Annotated in this window: 11 protein-coding genes; 6 read left to right on the top strand and 5 right to left on the bottom strand. The window is 49.2% G+C overall.

Annotated elements, in window-relative coordinates; genetic code table 11:
• Positions 1–57 precede the first annotated feature (57 nt).
• Positions 58–417, bottom strand: coding sequence for a hypothetical protein (locus tag T497_RS0103860; protein ID WP_028514480.1), 360 nt, complete (start codon positions 415–417; stop codon positions 58–60).
• Between the two features lie 219 nt (positions 418–636).
• Here T497_RS0103860 and T497_RS0103855 point away from each other — a divergent pair, with 219 nt between their 5' ends.
• On the top strand, positions 637–4,005 hold the full coding sequence (locus tag T497_RS0103855; protein ID WP_028514479.1) for a glycoside hydrolase family 97 catalytic domain-containing protein: 3,369 nt from the start codon (positions 637–639) through the stop codon (positions 4,003–4,005).
• Between the two features lie 136 nt (positions 4,006–4,141).
• Here the strand turns inward: T497_RS0103855 and T497_RS0103850 are convergent, their stop codons facing one another.
• Together T497_RS0103850 and T497_RS0103845 are read right to left on the bottom strand one after the other, a co-directional pair.
• Positions 4,142–8,449 (bottom strand): glycoside hydrolase family 2 TIM barrel-domain containing protein, encoded by a 4,308-nt coding sequence (locus tag T497_RS0103850; protein WP_028514478.1) that lies wholly within the window; start codon positions 8,447–8,449, stop codon positions 4,142–4,144.
• Positions 8,450–8,667: 218 nt separating this feature from the next.
• On the bottom strand, positions 8,668–9,363 hold the full coding sequence (locus T497_RS0103845; protein WP_028514477.1) for a GTP pyrophosphokinase: 696 nt from the start codon (positions 9,361–9,363) through the stop codon (positions 8,668–8,670).
• A 141-nt stretch (positions 9,364–9,504) separates the two neighbouring features.
• Between T497_RS0103845 and T497_RS0103840 the strand changes: the two genes are divergently transcribed.
• Positions 9,505–10,134 carry a GyrI-like domain-containing protein gene (locus tag T497_RS0103840; protein WP_028514476.1) on the top strand — a complete coding sequence of 210 codons (630 nt, stop codon included), beginning with the start codon at positions 9,505–9,507 and terminating at the stop codon, positions 10,132–10,134.
• A gap of 125 nt (positions 10,135–10,259) precedes the next feature.
• Positions 10,260–10,988 (top strand): MerR family transcriptional regulator, encoded by a 729-nt coding sequence (locus T497_RS0103835; RefSeq protein WP_028514475.1) that lies wholly within the window; start codon positions 10,260–10,262, stop codon positions 10,986–10,988.
• 124 nt (positions 10,989–11,112) lie between these two features.
• Here T497_RS0103835 and ligA read toward each other — a convergent pair whose 3' ends face one another.
• On the bottom strand, positions 11,113–13,071 hold the full coding sequence (ligA, locus tag T497_RS0103830; protein ID WP_028514474.1) for an NAD-dependent DNA ligase LigA: 1,959 nt from the start codon (positions 13,069–13,071) through the stop codon (positions 11,113–11,115).
• Between the two features lie 463 nt (positions 13,072–13,534).
• On the opposite strand from ligA, the gene T497_RS0103825 reads away from it, so the two are divergent.
• From T497_RS0103825 to T497_RS0103815, 3 genes are read left to right on the top strand one after another with little or no spacing between them, the layout of a single operon-like run.
• A complete protein-coding gene (locus tag T497_RS0103825) occupies positions 13,535–14,347 on the top strand; it encodes a TrmH family RNA methyltransferase (protein WP_028514473.1) in 813 nt (270 codons plus the stop codon).
• A gap of 29 nt (positions 14,348–14,376) precedes the next feature.
• Positions 14,377–14,850 carry an LURP-one-related/scramblase family protein gene (locus T497_RS0103820; protein WP_028514472.1) on the top strand — a complete coding sequence of 158 codons (474 nt, stop codon included), beginning with the start codon at positions 14,377–14,379 and terminating at the stop codon, positions 14,848–14,850.
• A gap of 13 nt (positions 14,851–14,863) precedes the next feature.
• On the top strand, positions 14,864–15,844 hold the full coding sequence (locus T497_RS0103815; RefSeq protein ID WP_028514471.1) for a Gfo/Idh/MocA family protein: 981 nt from the start codon (positions 14,864–14,866) through the stop codon (positions 15,842–15,844).
• A 311-nt stretch (positions 15,845–16,155) separates the two neighbouring features.
• On the opposite strand, the gene T497_RS15720 is transcribed toward T497_RS0103815, so the two are convergent.
• A complete protein-coding gene (locus T497_RS15720) occupies positions 16,156–18,942 on the bottom strand; it encodes a cellulose 1,4-beta-cellobiosidase (protein WP_242839967.1) in 2,787 nt (928 codons plus the stop codon).
• Position 18,943 lies beyond the last annotated feature (1 nt).

Here is an 18,943-nt window from a genome sequence, read left to right as displayed (position 1 = left end):
TAATATACGCCAAAATAAAAAATTCCCTGCAAAAAGCTTTGTTTTTCGTTGAAAAATTCACGGCTGGAAAGTGAGCTCCCAGTAATACTTCCTTTTGCACTGTGGAAAGTCGCTGAGTACACCGTGCTCGGGATCGTAGAATGTGCCTCCGCAGTACAGCGACCAGTGCCAGCACCGCGGAGTTTCCAGACTGAGCAGACACAGGGGAGGGAGCTCCTCCCTGCGCTCTGCCTGCTTTCGCACGTCGGATATCTTAACACCGTGTTCACGGAATGTGCGCTTCATTTCTTTAAGGTCGGTCTCGCGGTCATTTCCGAGATACTCGCATATATATTCGGGCGTTTTTCCCAGTACCATAGCCAGAACAGCCTGTCCGCACTGTAAGTCCGTAGGCTCGTGAATGTAAGTAATTTCCACATTATCACCTCTCAGATATTTTATCACATATGGATTATGATGTAAAGATGTTATTTATGGTAAAATGTCCACCTTTTATTTAAATATAGGGTTGATATTTTGTTGAAAATGCGCTATAATGTGCGTAGGGGACTAAAATTATCACTAAGAAGCTCGACAATATATGGAATATGCACATAAGGATATGCATATGGGCTTCAAAGTAAAGGAGGAATACTTATGAGGGAAAACTTGATCAAACGAGCAGTTGGTACTGCGGCGGCGCTCTGTGTTATGGCGCAGTCTTTTTCGGGGATAGTTCCGAAGCAGTTCACTGTGGACGCAGCGGTAAGCTACTACAATGCCAAGGTGGCAAATCAGGGCAGCGGTGAGGGAACAGCCGTTATCAAGGGCTCTGACGCATCGGTAGTTTACGACAGTGAGCTCAGGTCAAATGTGCTTGACCTTCACGGAAGCGGCTTCGGAAGCGGCTGGTTACAGCTGCCTGCCATGTTTGAAAAGGGCTGTGACAAGGGCTTCAGCTTTTCGCTGAAATTCAAGCTGGACAGCGGAGCAGGGAACTACACAAGACTGTATCAGTTCTCGCCCGTGCCATTCGGCGCAGGAGCTGCTCCGAGCTATTCGTCGCCTGATATCTCCGTTGACTTAAAGGATAAAAAGGCATACAGAACAAGCGTTTTCGTCGGCAAGGGAACTACTACCGAGAACGACGAGAAGCACCGTGCTATCTTCGATATCGAGACTGCTCCCGACAGTGGAAAGTGGCATGAGCTTACGGCGGTGTATTCGCCCGAAAGCGCAGAGTTCTATATGGACGGCAAGCTTCTCAGCAAGGGCGAGAGCGACACTCTTTCCGCTACAATGAACAGCCTGTTCAGCGAGGGCGCACTTCCCTCATATACATACAATTCCATAGGACATTCAGTCTACTCGGACGATGATATCATGGCCTGCGTTGACGACGTAATGATGTACGATTATGCGCTTACAGCGGCTCAGGCGGCAAAGCTGCCCGATGATCCGCAGTATCGCTACACATTCGAGCCCGATACCATTACCGAGGGCGAGGCTGTTCCCGACGAGGAGACTGCAACAGCCCGTGACGGCACGGCGCTCACAAGCATACCCGAGTACGAGACTGTATCACCTGACGGTACTCTCGTCACAAAGTTCTGGAAGGACGCTCGGGGCAGCTATTATTACTCCGTAAGAAAGCAGAGCCACGGCACATGGGGCAATGTTATCGAGCCCTCAAAGCTTGGTATCGTTACCACTACCGAGGACTTGTCGTCGGGCTTCTCGCAGACAGCTCCTGCGGCTGTTTCTGTTGAACACGACGAGACCTACAATATGCCATACGGCAAGCACACAAAGATTCGTGACAACTACAAGGAGATATCCTTCCCACTGAAAAAGGGCAATTCCACGCTGACAGTCTACTTCCGCGTATATGACGACGGTATGGGCTTCAGATATGCTCTCGACCACGGCGCAACAATAAAGGAGGAGACCAGTCAGGTCATCTTCCCAAGCAAAAGCAAGTTCTGGGGCAACTGGCCTAATGCCACTTATGAGTGGGACATGGTGGAGCTGCCGAGAGACCGTGCAAACGAGACCAATGCCACTTATTCCTGTCCGTATACAGGCGTTATCAACGATAAGTACTGGGTAACTGTAACAGAGGCAAGCGTTTTCAACGAGGACAATCCATACTGTGCAGGCTCTCTCCAGTTTATCGGCAATTATCACAGTCTCCGCTTCAAGGGCGGCGTCAAGGTAAGCGGCATATCAATGGGCAGCGCTTTCCATACTCCGTGGAGAGCAGTTGTCATCGGTGACAGTCTTGACCAGATGTCATCAAGCGACCTTGTACTCAACCTTAATCCGCCCTCGGTCATCGAGGATACGAGCTGGATAAAACCGGGCAAAACAGCATGGTCATGGTGGAGCAGCGGCGGCGATTCGCCTGTTGAATACCACACTCAGAAGGACTACATCGACTTCGCAGCAGACAACGGCTGGGACTTCGTGTGCCTCGACTTCGGCTGGGCGCTCTGGGACGACAGCGAAGCAAAGGTCAAGGAGCTTTGCGACTATGCTTCAAAGAAAGGCATAGGCATTTACCTCTGGTACGGCGTAAACAATAAGGGACACTCAGGCTACAAGGACAGCAAGGGCAATCCTGCATATCCTTATTACTCGCTGCTTGACGAGGCTACTATAGTCCGCGAGTTCAAGCGCATAAGAGGTCTGGGCGTCAGCGGCGTAAAGGTAGACTACTACGAGAGCGACACTCAGGAGACCATGAAGCAGATGAACCTCTGCGCAAAGATAGCTGCCGAGAATCACCTCATGGTGCTTTTCCACGGCTGTACAATACCTCGCGGCGAGAGCAGAACTTATCCCAATATAGTTTCATTCGAGGCTGTAAACGGAACCGAGTATTACAAGTGGTTCGAGGCTCCCGCGCTGGCTAACAGAGTATCATATACATTCACAAGAAACGTTGTGGGCTCGGCGGATTTCACACCTACAGGCATACCGATATACGGCATAAAGGCAACAGCAGGCTTTGCTCTTGCAGACGTTGTAACTATCGAGTCGGGCATACAGCACTTCGCACATTCCGTATACACCTATCAGGGCAACAAGGCTCTGCCATTCCTCAATGACGTTCCCGTTGCTTGGGACGACATGAAGGTTCTGGACGGCTATCCCATGCAGTTTAATGTTACCGCAAGAAGAAGCGGCAGCAGTTGGTATGTGGGAGCTTCCACTATCTCTGCAAGAAAGGTCAGCGTAAAGCTTTCCGAGTTCATCGACGACGACGGAACATATACAGCTTATATCTTCGGCGACAACAAGGACGGAAGCGAGATAGAGTTCAGGATAATCGAAGACCTTACCAAGGACCATGTTATAGAGGAGAATCTCCTTGCAAACGGCGGCTTTGCTATGAAGATAACAAAGAGCGGCATGAAGCTTACAACACCTTACAGCAATTTCAAGTTCTATGAGGCTGAAAAGGCTAAGATCACAGGCAAGGCTTCCATTACATCAGGCAAGCAGGGCAAGTACAGCTCAGGCAGCGCCTATGTAGGCTATATCGGCGGCGGAGCTGATAATGCAGTTACATTCGAGAATGTCAATGTTGACAAGGCAGGGGAGTACACTCTCCGTATCTACTATGTATCAGGCGAGAGAAGAAGTCTCAGCGTGGACGTTAACGGCACAAACGCAGGCAGACTGGACGGTCTGTACGCCAACAGGAACGACTGGTCTGGCATTGCAGCGGCGGATACAAAGGTGACGCTTAAAGCAGGCAATAACACTATCAAGCTTTACAACGCAAGCGGAAACGGTCCGTCGATAGACCGTATCGCAGTGGCTATCCCGTTTGAGGAGGTCATCGGCGACCTGAATCAGGACGGAGCTTTCAACGTGGCTGACCTTGTGCTCATGCAGAAGTATATCCTCGGTGTTGAGACTTTCAACAAGGAGCAGGCTAAGATAGCTGATATGAACGGCGACGGTAATATTGATCCGTTTGACCTTGTAAGCTACCGTAAAGCGATAATTAAGAAATAAGAAATAAGAGCTAAGAACTAAGATTTAGGGGGCGATTTTACATCGCCCCCATTTTTTTATCAGCCCATTAAAGCTTAAATGAGTACCGATCATAAAAAAAGAGCCATGACAAGTCGTCATGGCTCTGTCTGTTTAATTATGACTCCGGTTTCAGTGAAGTTACCTTGCCAAGCAGGAATTCCTGTATGCGGAGAGCGTCGTTTGCGGTGATACCCTTTGCGGAGGTGTCAACGTCGCCGTTGAGCTGTCCCTGCTCTGTGATGTGTTTCTCGTCTGAGCCGTCAAGTCCGAACTTGTTGGGATTTGCAAGGCTCTGCATGATGAGGACTACGTCTGACATATCTACCTCGCCGTCGCAGTTTGCGTCGCCGTATTCTGCGTCGGGAACAGGATCAGGATCGTCGTTTGAAGCCTCTGCCATGTTGTCGAAGTCGATCCAGAGCTGAACGTACTCACTGTCGGGAGCGTATTTAGGTGAATTTGTGTTCTGTGAAGCAAGCTCTGAAGCGTCCAGCGCCTTGCTGTAAACTCTCATTTCATAGAACTGAGCCTGTGAGCTTCTTCCTGTCTGTGGACAAGCGCCGATAGTAAGGTTATAGGCTGACTTTTCAACGCCTGATGTTGTACCTGCTGCCTTTTCGCCGAGCATCTTGCCGTCTGCATATACGCGGAGCATATTGTTTGCAGCGTCATATACACCTGCTACCTGATGCTTTTTGCCTAACCAGTCAGAAGGAAGTGAAGCACTTACTGAATGCCAGCCTCCTCCTGCATAGATGAAGAAGTAGAGCTGAGAAGGATCTGCTCTGAGGCCGAAGGAGTAGTCGCCCTTGCTTGCGAACATATTGAAGTCAGGCGAGCCTGTGGGAACTATGTTAGCTTCTACAGTGAAGGAATTTTTGCCTTCAAATGTTGAATCAAGCTTGCTGTTGTGAGGGATAGTAACTGAACCTGTTACGTAGCTGTCGCCGCCGCTGTCCTTGCCAAGCTTGGCTGAAGCAGTAACGGGAACTGTAAGAGCGTTGCTGCTCTTGTCCTGAATAACTGCGCCGTCTGAGCGGAGCTTAGCTGCGAGTGTGGTCATATCCTTGCCTGTGCTTGATGAATCTACAGGGATAATGGTGTATTTCCAGCTGTAAGGTCTGCCTGAGGGAAGTCTGTACTGTTCAAGAGTACCCTGACCGCAGGTAGCGCTTCCTGTACCCATTGAGCCGTAGTCAACGCTGAGGATAGTCTCGCTTCTTGGCTTCAGCTTGTATGGGTGGTCGGCATTCTGGAGATCCTCGGGCATGAAGTGGAGAGCGCTTGCCTCTACTTTTCCGTCAGCGGCAATGAGAAGGCTTGAACCCTTGCTCTCGTTCTGAACGGCTATCCACTTGACGTCTGTGAGGTTTCCGCAGTCGTCAGCCTTGAGGTAAGGATAGAACATTTCTGAAACTGTGGATTCCCATACGCCCTGTCTGCCGTTGGTCTTACGGTCGTTGAATGTCTCGACAGGACCGTTTCCGTACCAGCTGAGCTTCTCTGCGCCTGCTGGGAGCTTCATAAACGAGCCCACGCGGATAAAGTTGCCCAGTCCCTTGTTTATTGCGTTTACGTTGAACTCAACGTCAACTGTGCCGTTGCAGTGGATAGTGTATGTGATGTCAACTGTAGTGCCGCCTGCATTCGGAAGTGAAAGGTGTGAGATTATCTGCTTCTCGCCGCCGTCTAAGTCCTTGACGTCGATAGCGTTGCACTTTGCGCCCTTCATGGCGTCGCGCCACTTTTTGTCGTATAAGCCGTTAGCGCCCCAGCCTGTGTCGTTTTCAACATTGCCGCGCCAGAAGTTGGGAGTCGGTCCCTCGTCGATGAGGGCGTCGCCCTTGTATGCATAGGTCTTCATAAGACCTGTTGACTTGTCGATGATGAAGTTGAAGTCCTTGCCTGTAGGAACATAGCCGCTTGGAGTATCAACAATAGTTACAGGCTCGCTGCCCTTGTCAAATCTTGCAGTTGAGCCGCTGCCCTGAAGTGCTATCTGTCCGTAGGATATCTCAGTGCCCTCGGGAACGAGCTCAGTGCCGTTCTTTGTAGCAACTGAGATCTCGATGAAGAATTCATCGCCTGCCAGATATTTCTTTGGAAGTGAATACGGAACGCTGATAGTACCTCTTGTGAGAGGAGCAACATCGGGATTTTCTACCTTGCCGCTCTGTATCTCAATACCGTTCTGGAGCAGCTTCCACGTAACATCGAAGTTGCTGAGATTCACGAAGTTGTTTTCGTTATATACGCCGACTTGTTTCTTTTCCAGCTGTGAAGCATCAGCAGAGAACCAGAAATTCTGATACTGGTACTTTACTTCGGCAAGCTCAGGCTGAGGAGTTCTGTCGGGGCTGATGAGTCCGTTCTCGCAGAAGCTTCCGTCATTTGGACGGTCGCCCCAGTCTCCGCCATAGCCGTAGTAATTACCCTTAGCCTCGTCCTTGTAAAGGTTAGCCTGTGCGTAGGACTCCGAGTAATAGTCCCAGCCGCCGTTAGGTACCTTGACAGCTCTTGACTGGTCAACCCAGTCCCAGATGAATCCGCCCATCATATTGTCGGATTTTCTGATATTGTCCCAGTACTCCTTGAGAGCGCCCACGGAGTTGCCCATAGCATGGTCATACTCGCACATAACGTAGGGCATCTTGCCCTGACCTGCATTGTAGGCTATATTGCCCGAGCCCGGATACATATTGCTCTTCATGTCAACGCCCATTGCATTGTCCTGACCTTCACTGTGTACAGGACGGGTGTAGTCGTTCTTCTTGAAGTACCATATCATATCGCGGAACATACCGCCTGCGTCGCTTGCGTTGCCTGTATAGCCCATTTCGTTTCCGATAGACCATGCAACGATAGAAGGATTGTTTTTCAGACGCTTGAAGGCTGTTTCTGTTCTGTCCATAGCCAGCTCATAGAACAGAGCCTTTGTATTGTTGTTCTTGCCGTCCTGAAGGGCATGGCACTCCATATTTGTCTCGCCCATAACATACATACCGTACTTGTTGCAGAGCCAGTAGAGGTAAGAATCGTTGCTGTAGTGTGATGTTCTTATAGCGTTGATGTTGTTCTTTTTCATGATAGAAACATCTTCGCGTATCGTATCCTGCGGAACAGCTTTTCCGTAGAAGGGATCGGTATCATGGCGGTTTACGCCTTTAAGGAGCAGGCGCTTGCCGTTTATGGTGATAGGCTGCCACTGCTTTGTGGTCAGTCTGTATGAGCCGTCGACCTCTGCACGGGTGAAGTTTATCTCGCGGAAGCCCAGCTGTGATGAGAGTATCTCCTGTACGTTTCCGCTTCCGTCGGTGAGCTTAAGAACGAGAGCGTAGATATTTGGAGTCTCAGCTGACCAGAGCTTTGGTGAGTTGACTGAGGTCTTGATAGTGCAGGTGCTCTTGCCGCCGCCGTTGAGGTTGTCTATTTTTGTGGAGGCGCCGCTGAGGATATTGTTTCCTTCCTCATCGTAAGCCTCGGCAGTAACGCTCCAGCCGTTCTTGGCATTGCCTGAGCGGTTCAGTATATCCAGAGAGATCTCAAGGTTTGCATTGGTGAAGCTGTTGTCAAGGTCTGTTTTTACGTTATAGTCCCTTATCTGCATTTCGGGAGCACTTACGAGGAAAACGTCACGGAAGATACCGCCGTCGTAGATCATATCCTGATCCTCGAACCATGTTCCGTCACAGAACTTGTGTACCTCGACTGCAAGAGTGTTCTCGCCGTCGGTGAGAGCGTCTGTGATGTCAAATCTGTGAGGGCTGAATGTGTCCTCGCTGTAGCCGATAGCCTTGCCGTTGACGTATACATAGTAAGCGGACTCAACGCCGTCGAATTCGAGGTAAATGCGTCTGCCTGAAGCCTTCATTTTACTGTCAACAGTGAACTTTTTGCGGTACAGTCCAACAGGGTTATAGTTTGTGGGAGCCTGCGGTGCAGGAACGTAGCTGTCGTATTTTGACTGCCACGGCTGACCGACATTGGTGTAGATAGAGAAGTCAAAGCCAAGACGAGTCCAGCTTCTCGGGAGCTGCACCGTTTTCCACCCTTGCGCGGATGACGGCTGATAATTGGGATTGAAGCAGCCTGCATTGATGTGATTCTGAGCCTGCTGAGAGTTCTGAACGACTACCAGATCCCAGTTTTCGTTCTTTCCTGTGAGCATCTGAAGATATTCTGACTGTTCACGTGCATTGTAGTCCCAGACTGCATTTACAGCGGATTCGGTGTCCTGGAATGGTACGGGATTGCAGGAAGCGGCTTCGCGGTTTATTGCGAAAACGTCCTCTGCGCCGTTTTTTCCGGTCCACTCATTGCCTGAAAATTTTACATCTGCGGCTGTGACTGCTGAGGGAACGATAGTTCCCATGGACATAGCTGCTGTCATAATGGCAACAACTGCTGAAACGAAACGTTTCATAAGTAATTCCTCCTTATTTATTTTAATATTCCCCTGAAGTATGTAATTAATCTATAATTATCAACTGTTGATACATACTTATTATGTTTAATATACCACAAATGTGAACAAATTTCAACTGTTTTTTTACGGAATATGTCGAAAAAATATATGTTTGTGATTTTTTGTGCAGAATATTACCAAAAAGCCCCTTCTCAGTGCAAGAGAAGAGGCTTTTTTCAGTCATGTTCGATTATATTCTTGATAGCCTGCATACGGATATCCCACTGTGCGCTCTGGTCAGCACATTTTTTCAGGTCGTCCGTCAGCATATCCAGCTTATACTGGGGCAGGTCTTTCTTATAGCGGAGCTTGTGCTCCAGACTTGCCCAGAAGTCCATTGCGATAGTTCGGAGCTGTACCTCGGCTTTCACGAGGCGCTTCTCGTTTTCGAGGAAGATAGGCACCTCAACGATAAGGTGAAGACTTCTGTAGCCGTTGGGCTTGGGGTTCTCTATGTAGTCCTTTTTCTTGATGAGGAAGATGTCGTCCTGCTGCAAAAAGCAGTCTGCAAGGCGGTAGATGTCCTGCACGAATGAACAGACTACACGTATGCCTGCGATATCGGAAATGGTGCTCTCAATAGCTTCAAGGTTGCGCGGTATGTTGTGTGATATTATCTTGCGGTAGATACTGCCGTAGCTCTTTATACGTGACTGTATGAACTCTATGGGGTTGCTCTCGCCGTTTATTGAGAACTGCTCGTTGAGTACGCGGAACTTGGTCTCTATCTCCATTATTGCGCACTTGTAATACGTGAAGAACTGCTGCATGGGGATAAGGTTGTTTTCTACCGAGCGGAGGAACTCCGACTCTGTCATATCGCTGTCCGCAAGCTTGCGCAGGGACAGTGCGGCGTTATTGTTTATGTTCATGGAAATCTCCTGTTTTTCAATATTACTTGTATTATAGCATTTATATCACGAAAGGTCAATCGCTTTCACGAAGTTTCATTTGTTTGACACAGAATTGGTACTGTGATATACTGATATCATATTTATGAAAGGAGCACGGTCATGGCATTTGATTACAAAAAAGAGTACAAGGAATACTACTTACCAAAGAACAAACCACAGATAGTGGACATTCCGATTATGAACTTCATTGCCGTCCGCGGAAAGGGCGATCCCAACGAGGAGGGCGGCGAGTATAAGCAGGCTCTGGAGCTTCTCTACGGCATTGCCTATACTATCAAGATGAGCAAAAAGACCGACTACCGTATCGAGGGCTATTTTGACTATGTTGTGCCGCCGCTGGAGGGCTTCTGGGAGCAGGAAGGCAAAGTCGGTATCGACTATAGCCGCAAGAGCGACCTGAAATGGACAGCTATGATAAGAGTGCCCGATTTTGTTACAAAAGCCGACTTTGACTGGGCTGTGGCACAGGCGGCGGAGAAGAAAAAACTTGACTTCTCAAAGGTGGAGTTCATTACCGTGGAGGAGGGGCTCTGCGTTCAGTGTATGCACATGGGCTCATACGACGACGAGCCTGCAACTGTTGCCCTTATGGACAGCTACGCGGAGTCCATGGGTTATGATATTGACATAACTCATCAGCGTCAGCACCATGAGATATACCTTTCAGACCCGAGAAAAACAGCTCCCGAAAAGCTGAAAACGGTTATACGGCACCCTGTTAAAAAATGATAATAATGTAATGATGCACAAATCGTTTCTGCGATTTTTGTAACTTCCTACAAAGATGAAAAATGCTATTGACTCTCACGTTACGTCATGGTCTATACTGAAATCACACGAGAGGAGTGGTAAACATGATGACGGTCAAGCAGGTCAGCGAGCTTACGGGAGTGAGTATACGCACTCTCCGATATTACGATGAGATAGGGCTTCTGCCCCCTGCGTCACATACCGAGGGCGGCTACAGGCTGTATGACGATACGGCGCTGGAACGGCTCCAGCAGATATTGCTTTTTCGCGAACTGGAGTTTCCGCTCAAAGATATAGTGCGCATAGTGAGCAGTCCCGATTTCGACCGCAAAAAGGCTCTGGAGCAGCAGATAGAGCTCCTTGAACTGAAAAAACAGCACCTTGAGAACCTCATCAGCTTCGCTCGCGGAATAAAATTATTAGGAGTGAGAGCAGTGAATTTTTCAGCATTTGACACATCAAAGCTTGATGAATACGCAAAAAGAGCAAAGGAACAGTGGGGGAATACTCCCGAATACAAAGAGCTCAAGGAAAAGGAGAGCAAGCGGACTCCCGAGGAGGAGCAGCAGCTCATGGAGCGCTTTATGTCGCTGTTTGCGGAGTTCGGAGAGCTAAAGGGTGGCAGTCCCGAAAGCGAAGAGGCGCAGGCTATGGTGAAGAAGCTTCAGAGCTTCATAACCGAGCACCTTTATAACTGCACGGATAAGATACTTGCAGGACTTGGGAAGATGTACGCAGGCGGCGGAGAGATATCCGAGAATATCGACAAGGTCGGCGGCAGGGGAACTGCGGATTTCGCAGCGGCGGCTATCGAAGTATACTGCGGTAAATAAGCAGGGGCGGATATTATCCGCCCGTGATAAACAAATAAAAAACGGAGCATAATTGCTCCGTTTTTTCATGTGTAAGTGCGGCGTTTTGCCGTTTTAATTCGGGCGAGCGGAACTCGTCCCTGAATTATATATTTCCAACCATTGCCTGAAATTCTTCCTCGGTAATAATCGGAATACCGAGCTCCTTGGCAGTCTTGTTTTTTGCGGAATTGGAGGTATTATCGTTATTGATAAGGTAATCTGTCTTTGAAGACACAGAGCCTGCCGCCTTTCCGCCGTTCTGCTCGATAAAGGCTTTAAGCTCGTTGCGGTTCTTCCAGATATGCACAGAACCCGTGATAACAAAGGTCTTGCCTGCAATTGCGGACTCGCTGTTTACTGCGGCGGCTTCTTCAATGTGGAGCTCTGCAAGCAGTGCATGATACTCCGCAAGATTCTTCTCGTCGGCAAAGAATTTCACATAATCATTGGCGAGGATTTCACCTATGCCGTCGATAGCTGTGAGCTCAGGAACAGTCAGATGTTCAAGCTCATCGGCTGTGGGATACTGAGCGCAGATAAGACGTGAAGCCTGTCTGCCGATATTGGGTATGCCCATTGCGTAGAGCACGCGGCTCAGCTCGGTATTACGTGAAGCTTCAACTGCGTCGGCAAGCTTCTGGTAGGACTTCTCGCCGAAGCCCTCAAGCACGACAATTTTGAACTTGTGGTCGTCAAGGTGGTAGAAATCGCGGAACTCGCGGACAAAGCCCTCGGAAACAAGAGTTTCTATGGTAGCCGTTGACATTCCGACTATGTTCATGGCATCACGCTGTACGAAATGCTCGAATTTGCCGATATGCTTGGCTGCACAAGCTTTATTCGTGCAGACAAGAGTTTCAACGTCCTCGTCGGAGGTGCGTATCTCAGTGGGCTCACCGCATACAGGACAGACCGCAGGTATTTCAAGATTTCCCGAAGCTGTCTTGTTCTCCAGAACCTGTGGGATTATCATATTCGCCTTGAAAATTGTCAGCGTATCGCCAATGCCGAGACGAAGCTGCTTCACTATGCTGAGATTGTGGACAGAAGCTCTTGAAACAGTCGTTCCCTCCAGCTCCACGGGATCAAAAATGGCAACAGGATTGAGAAGTCCCGTGCGGCTTGCGGACCACTCTACCTCGCGGAGAGTAGTGTCGGCTGTCTCGTCGCGCCACTTGAACGCGATACCGTTTCGCGGTGCGTGAGAGGTCTCGCCGAGACTGATACCGTATGCCACGTCGTCGTACATGAGCACCAGTCCGTCCGAGGGGAATTCGTTATCGGCGATAGCTTTCTCGAAGTCAGCAACAGCTCCCTCAACGGTATCAGAGGTGACAGTTATGCCGTAAACCCGCTGAAAGCCCTGCTGCTCCAGCCAGTCAAGACGGGCAGAGAATGAGTTCTCCTCATAGCCCTCGGCGGAGACCAGATTGAAAGCAAAGAAGTTGATATTTCTCTCGGCAGTAACCCGTGAGTCCAGATTGCGGACAGTTCCAACGCAGAGATTTCGGGGATTCTTGTACTTTGAGCCGTCGTCGATCTCCGCATTTACGCGCTCGAAATCCTTGTATTTCATCAGTGATTCGCCGCGGACAACAAGACGTCCCGTGAACGGGATACGTGCAGGTATGCCCTTTATGTGACGGGCATTCTGAGTGATATCCTCGCCTATTTCACCGTTTCCGCGTGTTACAGCCTGAACCAGCTCGCCGCCCTCATAGGTCAGGACAAGGGTGAGTCCGTCCAGTTTCCAGCTTAGAAATCCCTTGTGCTCGCCAAGCCAGCTTTTAAGCTCCTCAACGCTCTTTGTCTTGTCAAGGGAGAGCATTTTTGAGGGGTGTTTTATCTTTTTCAGTCCCGATGAGACCTCGAAGCCCACCTGCTGAGTACGGCTGCCGCTGAGGATAACGCCCGTCTTTTTTTCCAGAGCGGCCAGCTCGTCGTAGAGGTCATCGTACTGCTTATCGGACATTATCTCCACGCCTGTGTTATAGTAGGCGTCCGCTGCCTTTGCAAGAAGCTCATTGAGCTCTTTCATTCTGTTTATATCATTTGTAGCCATGGTAAAAACTCCTTGATAAAATGTAATCTTATTATACCACATATCAATTAAAAAAGCCATAGAAAAAGATAAAAAGAGTTATGACTGCGGATATTGACGAAATCAGGGGAAACTGATATAATTATAGTAATTAGTAGGGGACGCCTTCTCTTACAAGGCGACACTAATCGTGTCCGGCACCCTCTGTCAGCTTTGCTGACATCTCCCTGCACAGCAGGGAGTCACCCTCTTGAAAAACAGTCCACCGGACTGTTTTTAAATTCACCCCTTGCGAGGCGCCTTCGTATCTCGGGGCGCTGCCCCGAACCCTGCAAGGGCTGTCCCCCTAATCGGGTCCGTCCCCTCTGTCGCGTTGCGACATCTCCCCACCCTGTGGGGAGTCACCCTTGACCTGACCAAAGGAACACAGTCCCTTTGGAATCTCTTTCATGGGTTCATCAAATTATTAAAAGAAAGGCATAATATGTCAGATATCATCGAAATAAACAATAACAGCACCGATGTGCTGCAAATATTCGCGCTGCTTTCCGAGCCCCAGCTGCTCCACTATTTCGAGCCCGAGCCCGGACTGTTCATAGCGGAAAGTCCCAAGGTAATTGAACGGGCTCTCAATTCAGGCTATGAGCCATATGCGCTTCTTATGGAGCGCCGCGACGTTGACGGACAGATGAAAGAGCTTATACCGCGCTGCGGCGAAGCTCCCGTATATATCGCAGATTACGACGAGATAACCAAAGTCACAGGCTTCAAGCTTATCCGCGGAGCCCTCTGTGCTTTCAGGCGAAAACGACCTGCGGATATTGCAGAGCTCTGCAAAAACGCTCGGCGTATCGCAGTTCTGGAAAACGTTGTAAATCCCACCAATATCGGAGCTATCTTCCGCTCCGCGGCGGCTCTCAATATGGACGCCGTACTGCTGACGCCTGCCTGCTCTGATCCGCTGTACAGGCGTTCTTCCCGCGTTAGTATGGGAACGGTTTTCCAGATACCGTGGGGTTATCTTTCAAGCAATGACGACTACCCACAGCAGCTCCGTGAAATGGGGTTCACCACGGCTGCTATGGCTCTCAGCGACAACTCGGTAAGCATTGACGCACCCGAGCTCACAAGCATAGACAAGCTGGCGATAGTTCTCGGTACTGAGGGCGAGGGACTTGCTGACAAGACCATTGCGGACTGCGACTATACAGTGAAGATACCCATGACTCATGGAGTGGATTCCCTGAACGTCGCCGCCGCAAGCGCAGTTGCATTCTGGCAGCTGGGCAGACAGTAACAGATATATAATGATATGGGGGTTTTTATATGAAACTGTATTTTAAGCAAAGGGTATTCTCATTCAAACAGCGCACGGATATTTTCGACGAATTCGGAAACGTGATTTTCGTTGCTGAGGGCGAGATATTCTCTCTCGGACGCAGAATGCACATCTACGATATGAATCGCTGTGAAGTAGGCTTCGTACAGCAGAGACTTCTGCATCTTATGCCGCGTTTCTCGGTTTACATCAACGGTCAGTACATGGCTGACGTAGTAAAGGAGTTCACTCTGTTCAGTCAGAATTACCGCGTCGAGGGACTGGGCTGGCATATAGACGGAGACATCTTCGCTCACGACTACAGGATAACCTGCGGCGGAAAGTACATTGTTTCTATCCACAAGCACTGGATGACATGGGGCGACAGCTTTGAAATAGACATAGCATACGAACAGGATACAGTCATGGCGCTGGGAGTAATAATCGCTATCGACTGCGTTATCGACCAATCACAAAACTGAAAGGAGCTCTATCATGGAAAAATTCAAATGGGGAGTCATCGGCACAGGCAAGATAGCTCACACATTCGCAATAGCCCTTAAACACTGCGAAAAGGCACAACTCTGCGGCGTGGCTTCAAGAACTGAGGACAAGGCAAAAAAATTCGCCGAGGAGTTCGGCTTTGAGAAATACTACGGGAGCTATGCTGATTTCGCCGCAAACAGCGACGCTGAGATAGTCTACATCGCAACTCCAATGGCTTCACACTTTGCAGACGCTAAGCTCTGCATAGAGAGCGGCAAGAACGTACTCTGTGAAAAATCCCTTACTATCAATGCGGCACAGACCGGGGAGCTTCTTGCGCTTGCTAAGGCAAAGGGCGTTTTCTTCATGGAGGCTATGTGGATGAAATGCCGTCCCGTTTACCGCAAGATGAAAGAATGGATAGCTTCGGGACTTATCGGAGACATAGAGTACATAAAGGCTGATTTCAGCAACTTTATCCCCTATGACGAGAACGACAGGCTTTTCCGCGCAGACTGCGGCGGAGGCTGTCTCCTTGACCTCGGCATATATCCGCTCACTCTTGCACATGACCTGCTGGGTATGCCCGACGAGATAATAAGCTCCGCCCACATGATGAACGGCTTTGATATGAGTAATTCTATCATGCTACGCTACAAAAGCGGCGCTTTCGTATCCGCAGACAACGGCTTTGAGATACAGCTCCGCAACAACGCAATTATATCGGGAAGCAAGGGCTTCATCACTCTCGGCAACTGGTTCCACTGCACCGATGAGGGAGTTCTCTATGACCGCCGCGGAAACGAGGTCGAGCGCTTCGTGTACAAGGACGAGATAAATGGCTATGAGTACGAGGTTGACGAGGTACATCGCTGTCTTGAAGCAGGGATTCTTGAAAGTACGCTTGTCCCAAACAGCGATACTATTGAGGTCATGAAGATAATGGACGAATGCAGAAAACAGTGGGGAATGAAATTCCCCAATGAATAAAACAAGCCCGAAATCCTAACCATGATACTTATACAGAAATTTTATGCTTATTATTGAGAGAACCCCTTTTGAAAAAGGGGCTTCTCTCAAACTCTCTCCCTAAAACTTTCGTTTTGTTTTTTCGCAGATAGGGCGCTCCTGTATTTTGCAGGATTTTTTTATTTACGAAGCGCCCTATCTGTGAAAAAACCAGATAAAAGTCTTTGGAAAGGGGGATGGGGGAAACGCTTTCCTCAGAAAGGTTTCCCCCATAATTAACTATAAGTTTCTATATAAGTATTGCGGTTAAGAATTCCGAGCTTTTTTATTACTCAGTTATTCGGTTCAAGGCTTGCTATCTTTTTCAGGAGATACTCCTGTATGCGGAGCGCGTCGCCTGCTGTTACGCCGTTGCCGTGGTCGGCAACGTCTGCGTTTGCAAGTCCCTGAGCGGTTATAGCCTTCTCGTCAGAGCCGCCTAAAGCGTACTTATTAGGATTTGCAAGGCTCTGCATTATGAGAACTACGTCGGACATATCAACTTCGTCGTCGCAGTTGGCGTCGCCGTATTTCTTTACTGTAACATCGCCGTTTGTGGTAGTTGTGGTTATCGGCTCTGTAACAGTTGTAGTTGATGTTGTTGTGGTAGTTGTAGTAGTCTCAGTTGTTGTAGTCGTGCTCTCTGTTGTAGTTGTTGTGGTCGTAGTAGTCGTTGTAGTGGTTGTAGTTGTGGTAGTAGTTGTAACTACCTCGGGAGCCTTGACAAAAGCAGTGTAATTGATAACGTTTCCTGTCATGCCGTTGGTTCCGAGAACTACCTTCTGACCAGCCTCGAATTCCTTCTTGTATACCGAGAAGATCACTTCATTGCTTGATTTAGCTGTAAGAGCTGTCTTTGTGTAGCTGCTGAGCCATGAGGGAACGAGGTTAGCCTCCTCCTCACGGGTATCGACGAGAACGTATACCTCGCACTTGTCCGCTGTTGTGAACTCAGCAAGGTCAGCGTCTGTATTCTTGGAGTTGCAGGCTGTCATGATGTACTCGCAGTTTTCAAGCTCGGAAGGCAGAGATGTATATGTAAAGTCTCTGTCGCCGTAGATAGGACCGCCTGTCTTGTTGGACTCCATAAGCTTCCATGAACCCGAGTTAGCGTTGTCCTTAACAAGGAAGTTCTTCACCAGCTTGCCGTTTACAGGCTCGGGAGGAGTATTGTTCAGCTTAACGTTAGGTCTTGCAGGAAGCTGCGCCTCTGTGCCCAGATAGAAGCTGGGGTGAGGAGGCTGATTGTATGAGGACTGCTGACAGCCGCACTGCATACGGTACTGCATATCGTGCATGAGAGTTGTAAGTCTGTACTTAGTCTCAGTATTTGTGCACCATACGCGGAGCTTTGAGTTATCCTCAGTCCTGAGAACAAGCTCCTCGCGCCAGTCACCGAAAAGGTCAGCTGTGAGACACGGTACAGCCTTTGTGCTGTTGTTTGAAGCACAGCCTGTAGCTGTAAATATTGCAGGATAGTTGTTTATTGCCGCACCGTCTGTAATAGTGATATTGTCAAGAAGCTCACGCTCCAGATCGCCGTCCCAGTAGATGAGGAAGTTTGTGGAAGGCCATTTGTTGCCTATCTGCTTGCCTGAAACGTCAAATACTGCATTGGCAGGTCTTGAACCCCAGAACTCTGCACCGCTGTTGCCAGCAACGATATTGTCCGCGCAGCAGCGTCCTGTATCCTTATCACCGTCATAGTGCCAGATGATATTTCCGTTTCTGCCGTCAACGAGAGAAATGCCGTACTTTCCGTCCTCGTGACAGATAAATACTTCCTGTCCCTCATGGTTGGGGTCGAGGTCACCGATATGCATAGCATCGCCGTGCATCTGTCTTGTTGACCAGAGAAGCTTTCCGTTGTCATCGATACAGCAAGCGCCCATGCAGACCTCCTGTCTGCCGTCGTTGTCGAAGTCAGCAACCATTACGTTGTGGTTTCCGCAGCCGTAAGCAGGGTCATTCTTATTGAATCCCGTATCGAATACCCACTTCTTTACGAGCTTGCCGTTCTTAACATCAACTGCCGAAAGTGAAAGTCTTGTATAATATCCTCTGCCGTAAATAGCCGATGGGTGAACTCCGTCAAGATAAGCTATAGCGCAGTTGTAGCGCTCGCAGCGGTTTCCGTAGTTATCGCCCCATGTAGACTTGGCAGTATTGCTTGTAGCATCACCTCTCGGTACAGGAAAATCGATAGTATCGAGAGCTGCACCTGTTGCGCCCTCAAAAAGCGTCATATACTCAGGACCTGTAAGGATAGTACCTGAGCTGTTTACATAATTGGCATTTGCATTGCCTATTACCTTGCCCTTGCCGTCAACAGTACCGTCGCAGGTCTTGGTGATGAGCTCTGCCTTGCCGTCACAGTCAAAGTCTGCAACAGCCATTTGTGTATAATGCTGACCTGCACGGATATTCTTGCCCATGTCTATACGCCAGAGCTTCTTTCCGGTGAGGGTGTAGCAGTCGATATAGACGTTGCCTGTAAAGCCCTGAATACCCTTATCGGGATTGTGCGTCTGGGAGTTATCCTTTGAGTTTGAAGGATCCCACTTTACAAATATCTCATACTGACCGTCACCGTCAACGTCGCCTGCACAGCAGTCATTGGGCGAATAGGTGTAGGCTTCACCGTTGATAGTTCCGCCTCTCGGAACATCAAGAGGTATATCGAAGTAATTGCTGCCCGATGTGAAGCGGCAGTCCTCGGAATTGACCACATTGCCGTTCACGAGAGTGTCAACACGGTACTTTGAGCTTGAATTGCCGCTTGCGTCCCAGTAGTTGGTAGCTTCGCCCGCCTTGCTCGTATATATGAGCTGGTCATCGCGGAAGAGCTGGAACTCCGCATCGTCCTTGTCATTGGCATTGAAGCGCCAGCTGATGAACATACCGTTGCCCGACTTGACAGCGTAGATTCCGCGGTCGAGGTACTCCATGATAGCCGTACCGTTGCCGCCGTTTCCGTAAGCGGCGTCAGCTATGAGAGAGGTGCTCATGCTGAGGCTTGAGCTTGCAGCAACTGCGAGAGAGGCAGCAGTTGCCGCGATTTTTTTAAGCTTTAGGTTCATT

Source organism: Ruminococcus flavefaciens MA2007 (genome assembly GCF_000621845.1).
Lineage (GTDB): Bacteria > Bacillota > Clostridia > Oscillospirales > Ruminococcaceae > Ruminococcus > Ruminococcus flavefaciens_E.
Note: the sequence above shows the minus strand (reverse complement) of the source record. Positions and strands in the feature narration are given on the sequence as shown.

Coding starts and splice junctions, on each gene's coding strand:
- T497_RS0103855 (WP_028514479.1), top strand. CDS start 637: ATGAGGGAAAACTTGATCAAACGAGCAGTTGGTACTGCGGCGGCGCTC.
- T497_RS0103850 (WP_028514478.1), bottom strand. CDS start 8,449: ATGAAACGTTTCGTTTCAGCAGTTGTTGCCATTATGACAGCAGCTATG.
- T497_RS0103845 (WP_028514477.1), bottom strand. CDS start 9,363: ATGAACATAAACAATAACGCCGCACTGTCCCTGCGCAAGCTTGCGGAC.
- T497_RS0103840 (WP_028514476.1), top strand. CDS start 9,505: ATGGCATTTGATTACAAAAAAGAGTACAAGGAATACTACTTACCAAAG.
- T497_RS0103835 (WP_028514475.1), top strand. CDS start 10,260: ATGATGACGGTCAAGCAGGTCAGCGAGCTTACGGGAGTGAGTATACGC.
- ligA (WP_028514474.1), bottom strand. CDS start 13,071: ATGGCTACAAATGATATAAACAGAATGAAAGAGCTCAATGAGCTTCTT.
- T497_RS0103825 (WP_028514473.1), top strand. CDS start 13,535: ATGTCAGATATCATCGAAATAAACAATAACAGCACCGATGTGCTGCAA.
- T497_RS0103820 (WP_028514472.1), top strand. CDS start 14,377: ATGAAACTGTATTTTAAGCAAAGGGTATTCTCATTCAAACAGCGCACG.
- T497_RS0103815 (WP_028514471.1), top strand. CDS start 14,864: ATGGAAAAATTCAAATGGGGAGTCATCGGCACAGGCAAGATAGCTCAC.
- T497_RS15720 (WP_242839967.1), bottom strand. CDS start 18,942: ATGAACCTAAAGCTTAAAAAAATCGCGGCAACTGCTGCCTCTCTCGCA.